The following is a 14412-nucleotide window of genomic DNA, read 5'->3' as shown; positions in this document are numbered from 1 at the left end:
ACGTCACGGGCGACTCCTTCAAGCTGGCCCGGGACGCGGCCGCCCGGCCGCAGGCCGAGTACATCGTCTTCTGCGGTGTGCACTTCATGGCGGAGACTCGCGGCCGGACTCGACCGGCTGGAAGCGGCGCTGCGTGCCGAACGGGACCAGCGGGCCGACCTGCGTGCCCAGCTGGCCGGCGCCCGTGCGACGGCGGTGCTGCTCGCCGGGCTGCCGGCCGTGGGCCTGGCGCTCGGGGCGGCGCTCGGCGCCGACCCGCTGCACATCCTGCTCCACACACCGTCCGGACTGGTCTGTCTGGTGGCCGGCGGGGCCCTGGAGGGCCTGGGGCTGTGGTGGGCGCTGCGGATCATGCGGGGCGCCGAGGGGGTGACGGCATGAGCGGGGACCTGGTCCACCGGCTGACGGTGGCGTTGGGGGCGGTGTTCGTACTCGTCCGGCTGGCGGGGTGGTGGGGCCGGGCGCGGCACGAGCGAAGAGTGCGTCGGCGGCTGGCCGAGGTGCTGGCCCTGGAACGGACGGCGAGTGCCGCGCGTCCCGCGCTGCCGCGCGCCGTGCGGAGCTGGCTGCCGTACGCGGGCGTGGCGGGGGCCGGGTGGCTGCTGGCGGGCGGTCTCGCGGGAGCGGCCGTGGGGCCGGCCGCCGCGGCCGGACTGTGGTGGTGGCGCCGGCGGCGGAGCGACGCCGCCCCGTACGCGCGGAGGACGGACACCGCCGGAGCGGAGCGTCAACTACCGCTCGCCGCCGACCTGCTGTCCGCCTGCATCGCGGCGGGCGCCGGCCCGGTGCTCGCCGCGCAGGCCGTCGGCGAGGCCCTGGGCGGACCGGTCGGGGAGGCCCTGGCGCGGGGCGCGGCGGAGGTACGGCTCGGCGGTGAACCGGCCGCGGCATGGCACCGGCTGGCATCGGTACCGGGCGCCCGTCCCCTGGCCCGGCTGCTGGAGCGGGCCGATGTGTCCGGGGTTCCCCTGGCCGCTCCCGTGGCCCGGCTCGCCGCCGGGGCCCGCGCGGAGTGGGGCCGCGCGGCGACGGCACGGGCCCGGCGGGCGGCCGTCATGGTCAGCGCGCCGGTGGGGCTGTGCTTCCTGCCCGCGTTCATCGCGGTCGGCGTGCTGCCCGTGGTGATCGGACTCGCGGGCGGGGTGCTGGGAGGAGGTGGTGTGTGACGGGAGGCGGCCGACGAAAGCGATGAGGAACCAGGACCGAGAGGACTTCTCCTGATGGGGGTTGAGATGTATCAGACGGTACGGGCACGGCTGTGTGCCCTGGTGTGCAAGGCGCGTGCGGCACGGCGGGACGCCGGGATGGTGACGTCGGAGTACGCGATGGGCATCGTGGCGGCGGTGGCGTTCTCCGTCGTGCTCTACAAGGTGGTCACCAGCGGGCCGGTCGGTGCGGCCCTGCGGAACATCGTGCAGCAGGCGCTCGATGGCCGGATGTGAGCGGCGCGCGGACCGCGGGTTCGTGACGGCGGAGTCGGCCATGGTGCTGCCCGTGCTGGTGATGTTCGCGATGGCGCTGGTCTGGGGGCTGCTCGTGGTGGCGGCGCAGATCCGGTGCGTGGACGCGGCGCGCGCGGGCGCCCGCTCCGCGGCCCGGCAGGACCCTCCCGACGCCGTCGTGGGGGTGACCCGCGAGGCGGCACCGCCCGGCGCGCGCGTCACGGTGGGCCGGGAGGCCGGGCGGGTCCGGGTGGTCGTCGAGGCCAGGCCCCCGGTCCTGCGCGGTCTGCCCTTCGAACTGCGGGAGGAGGCCGTCGCCGAGGTGGAGGAGACGGTGGGGGCGGGAACATGAGGGCCCGGTCCCGGGTGCGGGGCGCGCCGGGTGGCCGGCGGCGCGCACCGCACTCCGACCGGGGCTCGGCGACCGTCTGGAGCATCGGTGCGCTCGCCGTGCTGTGCATGGTGGCCGGAGTCGTCCTCGCCCTGGGGCAGGCGGCTGTGATCCGGCACCGCGCGGCCGGCGGCGCGGACCTGGCGGCGCTCGCGGCGGCGGACCACTGGACCGAGGGCGGTACGGCGGCCTGCGCGCGGGCGGACCGGGTGGCCCGCGCGCAGAACACGCGGCTCGTACGGTGCGCGATCACCGGTGACGTGTCGGACGTGTCGGTGGCGGCGGGCCGGGGGCCGTTCGCGGCGGAGGTCAGAGCCCGGGCGGGGCCTGCGGGCCCTCCGCACCCGGGTCCGGCCCCGGCCGCTCTTCCGGGGTCCCGGTCGTCCCCGCGGCGTCCTCCGCTCCGTCCGCTCCCTCCGCTCTCTCCGGCTTCTCCACCGGAGCGCCCTCCAGCAGCACCGTGAGCAGGCGTACCGCGCCCCGCTTGTGCAGAGGCTCGTTGCCGTTGCCGCACTTGGGGGACTGGACGCAGGAGGGACAGCCGGCGTCGCACTCGCAGGAGGCGATGGCCCGGCGGGTGGCGGTGAGCCAGGCGCGGGCGGTGTGGAAGGCGCGTTCCGCGAAGCCCGCGCCGCCCGGGTGGCCGTCGTAGACGAAGACCGTGGGCAGCAGGGTGTCGGGGTGGAGCGGGATCGAGACCCCGCCGATGTCCCAGCGGTCGCAGGTCGCGAAGAGCGGCAGCATGCCGATCGAGGCGTGCTCGGCGGCGTGCAGGGCGCCGCCGAGGATCTCCGGGCCGATCCGGGCCCGGTCCAGCTGGTCCTCGGTGACCGTCCACCACACCGCGCGGGTGCGCAGCGTACGAGGAGGGAGGTCGAGCTTCGTCTCGCCCAGCACTTCGCCGGTGACGACCCGCCGGCGCAGGAAGGAGACCACCTGGTTGGTGACCTCGACGGAGCCGTAGCACAGGCGGCCGTCACCCCACGGGATCTCGGTGTCGGTCTCCAGCACGGAGACCGACGTCGTGTCCCGGGCCACCGTCGTGTACGTCGGGGTCGCCTGCTCGACCAGGGCGACGGAGTCCTCCAGGTCGAGGGAGCGGACGAGGTAGGTGGTGCCCTGGTGCAGGTGGACCGCGCCCTCGTGGACGCTGGTGTGCGCCGCGCCCGCGTCGACCGTGCCGAGCAGTCTGCCCGTGCCGGCCTCGACGACCTGGACCGGCCGGCCGCCCTGCCCCCGGATGTCGGTCAGGTCGGCGGCCCGTTCCCGGCGGGTCCAGTGCCAGGCCCTGGTCCGCCGGCGCAGCAGCTTCGCGGCCTCCAGCTGCGGGAGGAGTTCTCCGGCGGCCGGACCGAACAGGGCCAGGTCCTCCTCGGTCAGCGGCAGTTCCTCGGCCGCCGCGCACAGGTGCGGAGCGAGCACGTAGGGGTTGTCGGGGTCGAGGACGGTGGACTCCACGGGCCGGTCGAAGAGGGCCTCCGGATGGTGGACGAGGAAGGTGTCCAGGGGGTCGTCGCGGGCGACCAGGACGGCGAGGGCGCCCTGCCCGGACCGCCCCGCGCGCCCGGCCTGCTGCCACAGGGAGGCCCGGGTGCCCGGGTAGCCGGCGATCACCACGGCGTCCAGGCCGGAGACGTCCACGCCGAGTTCGAGGGCGTTCGTCGCGGCGAGGCCGAGGAGCTCACCGGAGTGCAGGGCGCGTTCGAGGGCGCGGCGTTCCTCCGGGAGGTAACCGCCCCGGTACGCCGCCACCCGCCGGACCAGCGAGCGGTCGATCTCGCCGAGGCGTTCCCGGGCGATCACGGAGATCAGCTCCGCGCCGCGCCGGGAGCGTACGAAGGTGACCGAGCGGATGCCCTGCGCGGTGAGGTCGGTCAGCAGGTCGGCGGCCTCCGCGGTGGCCGTGCGGCGGACCGGCGCGCCCTTCTCGCCGTGCAGCTCGGTCAGCGGCGGCTCCCACAGGGCGAACACCAGTTCACCACGCGGTGAGGCGTCGTCGGCCACCTCCGCCACCGGCAGGCCGGTGAGGCGGCGGGCGGCGACCGCGGGCTCGGCGGCGGTCGCGGAGGCCAGCAGGAACACGGGCGAGGCGCCGTAGCGGGCGCACAGGCGCCGCAGCCGGCGCAGCACCTGGGCGACGTGCGAGCCGAAGACGCCCCGGTAGGTGTGGCACTCGTCGACGACGACGTACTTCAGCGCCCTGAGGAAGGAGGACCAGCGGGGGTGGGACGGCAGGATCCCCCGGTGCAGCATGTCCGGATTGGTCAGCACGTAGTTGGCGTACTGGCGGATCCACTCGCGTTCCTCGAACGGGGTGTCGCCGTCGTGGACGGCGGCGCGCACCGAACGGCCCAGTGGTTGTGAAAGTTCCTTCACGGACCGGCACTGGTCCGCCGCGAGGGCCTTCGTGGGGGCGAGGTAGAGGGCGGTCGCGCCGCGGCCGTTCGGAGCCTCGGAGCCGTCCAGGAGCGCGGACAGGACGGGTACGAGGTACGCCAGGGACTTGCCGGACGCGGTGCCGGTGGCGACCACGACGGACTCGCCGTCCAGGGCGTGCTCGGCGGCGCGTGCCTGGTGGGCCCAGGGATGCTCGATCCCCGCGGCCCGCACGGCGGCGAGGACCTCCGGGCGGATCCGGTCCGGCCAGACGGCATGACGGCCCTCCCGCGGGGGCAAGTGCTCCGTATGAGTGATGCGCGAAGCCCGGCTCGGTCCGGACGCGAGCCGGTCCAGGAGCGTGCCCGGGGCCGGCCCGGACGGGGGGTCCGCCGGGGATCGATCGGATCGGTGATTCTTGGCCATCGGCACCGAGTGTGTCACCGGCGTGACGGACAATGGGGCCAAGGCGTCGTGCACGCCTGCCGGTAAGTGATTGAATGCCATCGCGGCTGGCGAACCGTCCCGGGGGCTGAGCCGAGATGCCCCAAGGGCGACCGCTCGATAGCTAGGTGCTGGAGGATCCGTGGACCTGTCCCTGTCGACCGAGACCATGGGCGATCGCACGATCGTCAGGGTCGGTGGCGAAATCGACGTATATACCGCGCCCAAGCTGCGCGAGCAGCTGGTCGAGCTGGTGAACGACGGCAGTTTCCACCTTGTCGTCGACATGGAAGGCGTGGACTTCCTGGACTCCACCGGACTCGGCGTGCTGGTCGGCGGCCTGAAGCGCGTCCGTGCCCATGAGGGCTCACTGCGCCTGGTCTGCAACCAGGAGCGTATTCTCAAGATCTTCCGCATTACCGGCCTCACCAAGGTGTTCCCGATCCACACCTCGGTCGAGGAAGCGGTGGCGGCCACCGACTGACCACCCCGTTCCCGGGCCGCTGCGCCCGGGCGGTGGAAGAGAACCACGAGGAGGGCCGGGCTTTCGGCGGCCCGGCCTCTCCACAGCACGCTCGTAGTCGCGAGGGGGATGCATGGCCACCGTCGAACTCCGCTTCAGCGCGCTGCCCGAACACGTCAGGACCGCCCGGCTCGTGGCGGCGGCGGTGGCGCGCAGGGCCGGAGTGGACGAGGCCGTCCTCGACGAGGTCAGACTCGCCGTCGGCGAGGCGTGCAGCCGTGCCGTGGGACTGCATCGGAACGTCGGGATCTCGGCGCCCGTGAAGGTGCTGCTGATCGAGGAGGAGAAGCAGTTCTCCATCGAGGTCGGCGACGAGGCGCCCCATGCGGTCGCCGGCGGTCGGGCGTCCGGCGCTGCGCCGGGCGGCGCCGACGTGGAGACCGAGGAGGACGAGATGGGCCTCGCGGTCATCAGCGGACTCGTCGACGACGTCGAGGTCAGCGCGGGGAAGCACGGCGGATCGATCCGCATGAGGTGGCCCACCGCGCCGCCGGCCACCCTCCTCGACTGACCGGTTCACCGGACCGGTTCACCCGTACGGCGACTGTTTTCCCGAAGGGCCCCCTGGTGGGGCCCTTCGTCATGTGCGGGTGCCGACGGCCGCGCTTACAGTGGTCTCGTGCGGTTGATCGCGTGAATTCGTTCACGACCTGCCGTGCCCTGGAAATGCGATCACGTAAATGCCCCGAAGGCATTACGGATTTCGGACGAGTGGCCGCCCGGAGATCATTGTGGAAAAGTGCGTGCAAGCTATTTACATTTCACGCGGTCTGTTTTGATCTGGTTCCGGTACCTACAATCCCGTCCACATCTTGAGCTCAGCCCAAGCGTCAAGGAGGACGAATGGCGGAGCTTTCCCTCACACAAGGGTCGGGCCGACCCGCATCCCTCGCAGCCGTCGTACTGACCGACGACAACCGCCTGCTCGTGGTGGTCATCGGCATCGTCGCGCTGGCGGCGCTGGTGGTCGCGGGAGTCCTGGTGCGCCAGGTCCTCGCGGCCGGCGAGGGCACCGACGGCATGAAGAAGATCGCGGCAGCGGTCCAGGAGGGCGCGAACGCCTATCTGGCCCGCCAGTTGCGCACCCTCGGCGTATTCGCCGTGGTCGTGTTCTTCCTGCTCATGCTGCTGCCCGCGGACGACTGGGGTCAGCGTGCCGGGCGATCGGTGTTCTTCTTGATCGGAGCGGCGTTCTCGGCGGCCACCGGATATATCGGTATGTGGCTCGCCGTGCGCAGCAATGTGCGGGTCGCGGCGGCGGCGCGCGAAGCGACTCCGGCCGTGGGCGAGCCGGAAAAGGACCTCACCACCGTCTCGCACAGGGCGATGAAGATCGCTTTCCGTACGGGCGGCGTCGTCGGCATGTTCACCGTCGGCCTCGGCCTGCTGGGCGCCTCCTGCGTGGTGCTGGTGTACGCGGCCGACGCCCCGAAGGTGCTCGAGGGGTTCGGCCTCGGGGCCGCGCTGATCGCGATGTTCATGCGGGTCGGCGGCGGCATCTTCACCAAGGCCGCCGACGTCGGCGCCGACCTGGTCGGCAAGGTCGAGCAGGGCATTCCGGAGGACGATCCGCGCAATGCCGCGACCATCGCCGACAACGTGGGCGACAACGTCGGCGACTGCGCGGGCATGGCGGCCGACCTGTTCGAGTCGTACGCCGTGACCCTGGTGGCCGCGCTGATCCTGGGGTCGGCGGCGTTCGGCGACGCCGGGCTCGCCTTCCCGCTGCTGGTCCCCGCCATCGGTGTCCTCACCGCGATGGCCGGCATCTTCGCGGTGGCCCCGAGGCGCGCCGACCGCAGCGGCATGAGCGCCATCAACCGGGGGTTCTTCGTCTCCGCGCTGATCTCGCTCGTCCTGGTCGCGGTCGCCGTGTTCGTCTACCTCCCGTCGTCGTACGCCGATCTCGACGGCGTCACCGACGAGGCGATCCTGGGCAAGGACGGCGACCCGCGGATCCTCGCGCTCGTCGCGGTGGCCATCGGCATCGTGCTCGCCGCCCTCATCCAGCAGCTCACCGGCTACTTCACCGAGACCACCCGGCGTCCCGTGCGGGACATCGGCAGGACCTCGCTCACCGGCCCGGCCACCGTCGTGCTCTCCGGCATCTCGATCGGTCTGGAATCCGCCGTCTACACCGCCCTGTTGATCGGCCTCGGCGTGTACGGGGCGTTCCTGCTCGGCGGTACGTCGATCATGCTGGCGCTGTTCGCGGTGGCGCTGGCCGGCACCGGACTGCTCACCACGGTCGGTGTGATCGTCGCGATGGACACCTTCGGCCCGGTCTCCGACAACGCGCAGGGCATCGCCGAGATGTCCGGCGACGTCGAGGGCGCGGGCGCCCAGGTGCTCACCGACCTGGACGCGGTCGGCAACACCACCAAGGCCATCACCAAGGGCATCGCGATCGCCACGGCCGTGCTGGCCGCGGCGGCGCTGTTCGGCTCGTACCGGGACGCCATCACCACCGGCGCACGGGACGTGGGCGAGAGGCTCAGCGGTGAGGGCGCGCCGATGAGCCTGATGATGGACATCTCCCAGCCCAACAACCTCGTCGGTCTGATCGCGGGCGCGGCGGTCGTCTTCCTCTTCTCGGGGCTGGCGATCAACGCGGTGTCGCGGTCGGCGGGTTCGGTGGTCTACGAGGTGCGGCGGCAGTTCCGCGAGAAGCCCGGGATCATGGACCACAGCGAGGAACCGGAGTACGGCAAGGTCGTCGACATCTGCACCAAGGACGCCCTGCGCGAACTCGCCACACCCGGGCTGCTCGCCGTGATGGCGCCCATCTTCATCGGGTTCACCCTCGGCGTCGGCGCCCTGGGCGCCTTCCTCGCGGGCGCGATCGGCGCGGGCACCCTGATGGCGGTGTTCCTCGCCAACTCCGGTGGCGCCTGGGACAACGCGAAGAAACTGGTCGAGGACGGCCACCACGGCGGCAAGGGCAGTGAGGCCCATGCGGCCACCGTCATCGGCGACACCGTCGGCGACCCCTTCAAGGACACCGCCGGACCGGCGATCAACCCCCTGCTGAAGGTGATGAACCTGGTGGCGCTGCTCATCGCGCCCGCGGTCATCAAGTTCTCCTACGGCGCGGACAGGAGCGTCGGGATGCGGGTGCTCATCGCGGTCCTGGCGCTGCTGGTGATAGTCGGCGCGGTGTACGCGTCCAAGCGGCGCGGCATCGCCGTGGAGGACGAGGACAACTCCGAGCCGAAGCCCAAATCGGCTGATCCGGCGGTGGTTTCCTAGCGCCGGGAGGCGGACGGCGCGCCGGGGGGGGGGGGTGCGGAGCGTCAAAACGCTCCGCACGCCCGCACCCGTGCGCGCCGTCCACGCCGTGAGCCTTCTCTCCCGTGGTGCAAATGGCTTCAAAAGCCGCCGACCGGACGTCCGGCGGGTGGTCGCAGGCCATCCGGCGTGTATGTTCCGGGGCCGAAGGCCATGGAAGGGACCAATCCGGTGAACAAGAAGCTCGCGGCCGCACTGTCCGGCGGTGCGGTACTGGTACTGGCGCTGACGGGATGCGGCGGCGACGACGGCGACGAGAAGCTGGACGCCTGGGCGAAGCAGGTCTGCGACGCGGTGAAGCCGCAGGCCGCCAAGATCAAGTCGGCCAACGCCGCGATCCAGAAGGAGACCTCGGACAACAGCACGCCGGAGGAGGTCCAGAAGGCCGACTCGAAGGCCTTCCAGGACATGTCCGACGCCTACCGGGCGATCGGCGCCGCCGTGAACAAGGCCGGGGCACCGGACGTCGAGGACGGGGAGAAGAAGCAGAAGGACGCGGTCAAGGAGCTCAACGGCATTTCCGCGTCGTACGCCACGCTGCAGAAGCAGGTCGAGGGTCTCGACACGGACGACCAGGCGGAGTTCGCCGACGGCCTGAAGGACATCGCCGCCGAGCTGGACAAGCTCGGCAGGAGCGGCAGCGACGCCCTCAGCGCGCTGGAGGAGGGCGAGGTCGGCGAGGCGATGTCCCGGCAGGCGAGCTGCCGGACGGCCACCGCGACGGCGGGGTCCACCAAGAGCTGACGCCGCAGGACGCGCCGGGTGGGGACGGCGGCGACAATGGAGGGCGTGAGTGACGCCAGCCTGCCGCCCCTGCCCTCGTCCGACCGCCCCGATGCCGCCGCCCGGCTGCGGGACGCCCTGCTCGGAGCCTCCTTCACCGCCGACGGACTGCTCGAACTGCTCGGCGCCCCCGCGTACGCGGCGCTGGCCCGCAGCGAGACCGTGCCCGCCCTGAGGGCCACCCGCGGGGACACACCGCTGGAGGCGCTCGTGCGGTTGTTCCTGCTCCAACAGCCCGTGCCGCACGCGCACGTGGCGGACGTCCTGCCGGTGGACGTCTGCCTGGAGGCCGGGTGGCTCACCCGGGCCGGGGCGGACGGGCTCACCGCGACCGTGGACGTACGGCCGTACGGCGGGCCGGGCGGCGAGGACTGGTTCGTCGTCTCCGACCTCGGGTGCGCGGTCGGCGGCGCCGGGGGCATCGGCAGCCGCGACGAAGGCGTCGTGCTGGGCGTGGGCGGGGCGTCCACGACCCTGGCCGGCATCACCGTCCGCACGCCCGTGGCCTGTGCGCTCGACGTCGGCACCGGCTCCGGCATCCAGGCGCTGCACGCGGCCCGGCACGCCACGCGGGTGACGGCCACCGACGTGAACCCGCGCGCGCTGCACATCACCGCGCTCACCCTGGCCCTCTCCGGGGTCCCGGCCGCCGATCTGCGCGAGGGCTCGCTGTTCGAGCCGGTCCGGGACGGCGAGCGTTACGACCTGATCGTGTCCAACCCGCCGTTCGTGATCTCGCCGGGAGCCCGGCTCACCTACCGCGACGGCGGGATGGGCGGGGACGATCTGTGCCGCACGATCGTTCAGGAGGCGGGGGAACGGCTGAACGAGGGCGGGTTCGCGCAGTTCCTCGCCAACTGGCAGCACGTCGAGGGGGAGGACTGGCAGGACCGGCTCAGGTCGTGGGTGCCCCGCGGGTGCGACGCCTGGATCGTGCAGCGCGAGGTCCAGGACGTCACCCAGTACGCGGAGTTGTGGCTGCGGGACGCGGGCGACCACCGCGGGGACGCGGCCGCGTACCGGGCGCGGTACGACGCGTGGCTGGACGAGTTCGAGGCGCGCGGGGTGAAGGCGGTCGGCTTCGGCTGGATCACCCTGCGCAAGTCGGGCTCCGCCGCGGAGTCGGTCACGGTGGAGGAGTGGCCGCACCCCGTCGAGCAGCCGCTCGGTGAGACGGTCCGGGCGCACTTCGACCGGATCGACCACCTGCGGACGCACGACGACGCGGCGCTCCTGGAGTCGCGCTTCGCGCTGGCCGCCGAGGTCGTGCAGGAGCAGGTCGGGCTGCCCGGCGCCGAGGACCCGGAGCACGTCGTGCTGCGCCAGAACCGCGGGATGCGCCGGGCCACCAAGGTGGACACGATCGGCGCGGGCTTCGCGGGCGTGTGCGACGGCACCATGAGCGCGGGCCGGATCCTGGACGCCATCGCCCAGCTCCTCGGTGAGGACCCGGTGCTGCTGCGCGACCGCACCCCGGCCCAGATCCGGCTGCTCGTGGAGCAGGGGTTCCTGGAGCCGGTTGACTGACGCGGGCGGTGGTCCCACGGGCGCCCCGGCCCCCTGCGCCGCGTCACCGCCCTCGCACCCCTCCCCTCCCTCCCCTCCGTCACCGCCGTCGTTCCGGCTCTTTCGCGTCGATCCGGAGCCCTCCGCGAGAGGGCCCGCGGGCCGCCTCCGGACGCCCGGTCCGGTCCGTGGCCCTCGCGTTCACCTCCGGTTCGCCCGTCCGCCGCCCGGGGGTGGCAGCGTCCCCCCGGGGCGGGCTGCGACGGACGGGAAAGAGGGCGGCGGGCGACCATGGAGAGCGGACCGGCGATCTTCGCGGGGATGGTGTTCTGCCTGTTCGGGGGCGGACTGCTGGCCTGGACCACGGCCTGCGCGCGCCGGCGGCGTCCCGTCGTCCAGGGTGTGAGCCCGGTCGCATCGGCCACCGTCGCGGGACTCGCCGCGATGATCTCCCTGACCCTCGGCGCGTGGTGCCTGACCCGCCTGTGAGGGGGCGTGGAGCCCGACGGCTCCCAGTAAGCGGTAGATCGCACTCCGCATAAGCGCGGGCGGAGTCTGGACACTCCGGGCGGCAGGAACGGCGGTAGTCGGGTTACCGTTCGAGTGGCCGTTGCGGGCTTTTCCCGTTTGACACGGGGACGGGATGTACCGTCACACTCCGCAGCGTCACCATGACCCGACCCCGGGGAGACCGCCTGGGGAGCCCCAAGCGTCGACCGGAGAGAAGAGCGAAGTTGTCCCCGACCAGCGAGACCGCGAAGGGCGGCCGCCGACTCGTCATCGTCGAGTCGCCTGCCAAGGCGAAGACGATCAAGGGCTATCTCGGCCCCGGCTACATCGTCGAGGCGAGCGTCGGGCACATTCGCGACCTTCCCAACGGCGCCGCCGAGGTGCCGGAGAAGTACACCGGCGAGGTGCGTCGCCTCGGTGTGGACGTCGATCACGACTTCCAGCCGATCTATGTGGTCAACGCGGACAAGCGGGCCCAGGTCAAGAAGTTGAAGGACCTGTTGAAGGAGTCCGACGAACTCTTCCTCGCCACCGATGAGGACCGCGAGGGCGAGGCCATCGCCTGGCACCTGCAGGAAGTGCTCAAGCCGAAGATCCCGGTCAAGCGGATGGTCTTCCACGAGATCACCAAGGACGCGATCCGCGCGGCCGTGGCCAACCCGCGCCAGCTCAACCAGAAGCTGGTCGACGCCCAGGAGACCCGCCGCATCCTCGACCGCCTCTACGGCTACGAGGTCTCGCCGGTCCTGTGGAAGAAGGTCATGCCCCGGCTGTCCGCCGGCCGTGTCCAGTCCGTCGCCACCCGGCTCGTGGTGGAGCGGGAACGCGAGCGCATCGCGTTCCGTTCCGCCGAGTACTGGGACCTGACGGGCACCTTCTCCCCCACCTCCGACTTCGCGCCGGCGGGGGGACCCCCATCGGGCCGCGCCGGCGACGCGTCGGATCCCTCGTCGTTCCTCGCCCGCCTGCAGACCGTCGACGGGCGGCGGGTCGCGCAGGGCCGCGACTTCGACTCCCTGGGACAGCCGAAGAGCGCGAACACCCTCCACCTCGACGAGGCGAACGCCCGCGCCCTGGCCGCCGCCCTGGAGAACACGCGGTTCGCCGTGCGTGCCGTGGAGTCCAAGCCGTACCGCCGCTCGCCGTACGCCCCGTTCCGTACGACGACGCTGCAGCAGGAGGCGAGCCGCAAGCTCGGCTTCGGCGCGAAGGCCACGATGCAGGTCGCGCAGAAGCTGTACGAGAACGGCTACATCACGTACATGCGCACGGACTCGACGACCCTGAGCGAGACGGCGGTCGCCGCCGCCCGGGCGCAGGTCACGCAGTTGTACGGCGCCGACTACCTGCCCCCGCAGCCGCGCACCTACGCGGGCAAGGTCAAGAACGCGCAGGAGGCGCACGAGGCGATCCGCCCCTCGGGCGACCGCTTCCGCACGCCCGCCGAAACGGGCCTGACCGGCGACCAGTTCAAGCTCTACGAGCTGATCTGGAAGCGGACCGTCGCCTCGCAGATGAAGGACGCCACCGGCAACTCGGTCACGGTGAGGATCGGCGGCACGGCGGCCGACGGCCGGGACGTCGAGTTCAGCGCGTCCGGCAAGACGATCACCTTCCACGGCTTCCTGAAGGCCTACGTGGAAGGCGCCGACGACCCGAACGCCGAGCTCGACGACCGCGAGCGCCGGCTGCCGCAGGTCGCCGAGGGCGACGCCCTCACCGCCGAGGAGATCACGGCCGACGGGCACGCCACCAAGCCCCCGGCCCGCTACACCGAGGCCTCGCTGGTCAAGGAGCTGGAGGAGCGGGAGATCGGCCGACCGTCGACGTACGCGTCGATCATCGGCACGATCCTCGACCGCGGCTACGTGTTCAAGAAGGGCACGGCCCTGGTGCCGTCCTTCCTCTCCTTCGCCGTGGTCAACCTGCTGGAGAAGCACTTCGGCCGGCTCGTCGACTACGACTTCACCGCGCGGATGGAGGACGACCTCGACCGCATCGCGCGGGGCGAGGCGCGCGCGGTGCCGTGGCTGAGGCGGTTCTACTTCGGCGAGGGCGCCGGCAACGGGGACGCGGCCGACGCGGGCAACGGCGACGGGGACCACCTCGGCGGTCTCAAGGAACTGGTGACCGACCTGGGCGCGATCGACGCGCGCGAGGTGTCGTCGTTCCCGGTGGGCGACGGCATCGTGCTGCGGGTCGGGCGCTACGGTCCGTACATCGAGCGCGGCGAGAAGGACACCGAGGAGCACCAGCGCGCCGACATCCCGGCCGATCTGGCGCCGGACGAACTGACCCCGGAGCTGGCCGAGAAGCTGCTCGCCGAGCCGAGCGGCGACCACCTCCTGGGCACCGACCCGGTCACCGGGCACGAGATCGTCGCCAAGAAGGGCCGCTACGGCCCGTACGTCACGGAGATCCTCCCCGAGGGCACCCCGAAGACCGGCAAGAACGCGGTCAAGCCGCGTACCGCCTCCCTCTTCAAGTCGATGTCCCTGGACACGGTGACGCTCGACGACGCCCTGAAGCTGATGTCGCTGCCGCGCGTGGTCGGCGCGGACGCCGAGGGCCAGGAGATCACCGCGCAGAACGGCCGCTACGGGCCCTACCTGAAGAAGGGCACCGACTCGCGGTCGCTGCAGTCCGAGGACCAGCTCTTCACGATCACGCTGGAGGAGGCGCTGGCGATCTACGCCCAGCCCAAGCAGCGTGGCCGTGCCGCGGCCAAGCCGCCGCTGAAGGAGCTGGGCACCGACCCGGTCAGCGAGAAGCCGGTCGTGGTGAAGGACGGCCGCTTCGGCCCGTACGTCACCGACGGGGAGACCAACGCGACACTGCGCTCCGGCGACAGCGTCGAGGGGATCACCCCGGAGCGCGGGTTCGAGCTGCTCGCCGAGAAGCGGGCGAAGGGCCCCGCCAAGAAGACCGCGAAGAAGGCGGTCAAGAAGACCGCGGCGAAGAAGGCGCCGGCGAAGAAGACGGCGGCCGCCAAGAAGACCGCGGCGAAGAAGACCACGACGGCGAAGAAGACCGCGGCCAAGAAGGCGACCGCCTCGAACGCCTCGGAGGACTGAGCCCTCGGTGCGCGGGTAGTCGTCGGGGGCCACGGGTCCCCGACGGGGCCCGTGCCGGTCCTTCGCCAAGGGTTC

11 protein-coding genes and 2 pseudogenes are annotated in these 14412 nt (G+C 72.3%); 12 read left to right on the top strand and 1 reads right to left on the bottom strand.

Going from position 1 to position 14412, the window contains the following annotated elements; genetic code table 11:
- Window positions 1-96: 96 nt before the first annotated feature.
- From ABTY20_RS22645 to ABTY20_RS22625, 5 genes and pseudogenes are all read left to right on the top strand, one after another.
- Window positions 97-381, top strand: a pseudogene (locus ABTY20_RS22645) (type II secretion system F family protein); the annotation flags it as partial.
- On the top strand, window positions 378-1166 hold the full coding sequence (locus ABTY20_RS22640) for a type II secretion system F family protein (protein WP_351998831.1): 789 nt from the start codon (window positions 378-380) through the stop codon (window positions 1164-1166). The pseudogene ABTY20_RS22645 and the gene ABTY20_RS22640, both read left to right, overlap by 4 nt.
- A gap of 66 nt (window positions 1167-1232) precedes the next feature.
- A complete protein-coding gene (locus ABTY20_RS22635; protein WP_351998830.1) occupies window positions 1233-1442 on the top strand; it encodes a DUF4244 domain-containing protein in 210 nt (69 codons plus the stop codon).
- Complete coding sequence (locus ABTY20_RS22630) at window positions 1429-1794, top strand: TadE family type IV pilus minor pilin (protein ID WP_351998829.1); 366 nt, start codon at window positions 1429-1431, stop codon at window positions 1792-1794. The genes ABTY20_RS22635 and ABTY20_RS22630 overlap by 14 nt, the downstream gene beginning before the upstream one ends.
- Window positions 1791-2102: pseudogene (locus ABTY20_RS22625) on the top strand (Rv3654c family TadE-like protein); the annotation flags it as partial. The gene ABTY20_RS22630 and the pseudogene ABTY20_RS22625, both read left to right, overlap by 4 nt.
- A gap of 40 nt (window positions 2103-2142) precedes the next feature.
- On the opposite strand, the gene ABTY20_RS22620 reads toward ABTY20_RS22625, so the two are convergent.
- Window positions 2143-4716 (bottom strand): DEAD/DEAH box helicase, encoded by a 2574-nt coding sequence (locus ABTY20_RS22620; RefSeq protein ID WP_351998828.1) that lies wholly within the window; start codon window positions 4714-4716, stop codon window positions 2143-2145.
- A 79-nt stretch (window positions 4717-4795) separates the two neighbouring features.
- Between ABTY20_RS22620 and bldG the strand changes: the two genes are divergently transcribed.
- From bldG to topA, 7 genes are all read left to right on the top strand, one after another.
- Window positions 4796-5137, top strand: a complete 342-nt coding sequence (gene bldG / locus ABTY20_RS22615; RefSeq protein WP_003991900.1) for an anti-sigma factor antagonist BldG — start codon at window positions 4796-4798, stop codon at window positions 5135-5137.
- Window positions 5138-5249: 112 nt separating this feature from the next.
- Complete coding sequence (locus tag ABTY20_RS22610; protein WP_351998827.1) at window positions 5250-5687, top strand: ATP-binding protein; 438 nt, start codon at window positions 5250-5252, stop codon at window positions 5685-5687.
- 332 nt (window positions 5688-6019) lie between these two features.
- Complete coding sequence (locus ABTY20_RS22605) at window positions 6020-8425, top strand: sodium-translocating pyrophosphatase (protein WP_351998826.1); 2406 nt, start codon at window positions 6020-6022, stop codon at window positions 8423-8425.
- A gap of 192 nt (window positions 8426-8617) precedes the next feature.
- Window positions 8618-9208 carry a small secreted protein gene (locus ABTY20_RS22600; RefSeq protein ID WP_351998825.1) on the top strand — a complete coding sequence of 197 codons (591 nt, stop codon included), beginning with the start codon at window positions 8618-8620 and terminating at the stop codon, window positions 9206-9208.
- Between the two features lie 36 nt (window positions 9209-9244).
- A complete protein-coding gene (locus ABTY20_RS22595) occupies window positions 9245-10774 on the top strand; it encodes a DUF7059 domain-containing protein (RefSeq protein ID WP_351998824.1) in 1530 nt (509 codons plus the stop codon).
- Window positions 10775-11044: 270 nt separating this feature from the next.
- On the top strand, window positions 11045-11242 hold the full coding sequence (locus tag ABTY20_RS22590) for a hypothetical protein (RefSeq protein ID WP_351998823.1): 198 nt from the start codon (window positions 11045-11047) through the stop codon (window positions 11240-11242).
- Window positions 11243-11487: 245 nt separating this feature from the next.
- Window positions 11488-14337, top strand: coding sequence for a type I DNA topoisomerase (gene topA, locus ABTY20_RS22585; RefSeq protein WP_351998822.1), 2850 nt, complete (start codon window positions 11488-11490; stop codon window positions 14335-14337).
- Window positions 14338-14412 lie beyond the last annotated feature (75 nt).

It is taken from the genome of Streptomyces sp. NPDC126497 (genome assembly GCF_040302425.1).
Lineage (GTDB): Bacteria > Actinomycetota > Actinomycetes > Streptomycetales > Streptomycetaceae > Streptomyces.
Note: the sequence above shows the minus strand (reverse complement) of the source record. Positions and strands in the feature narration are given on the sequence as shown.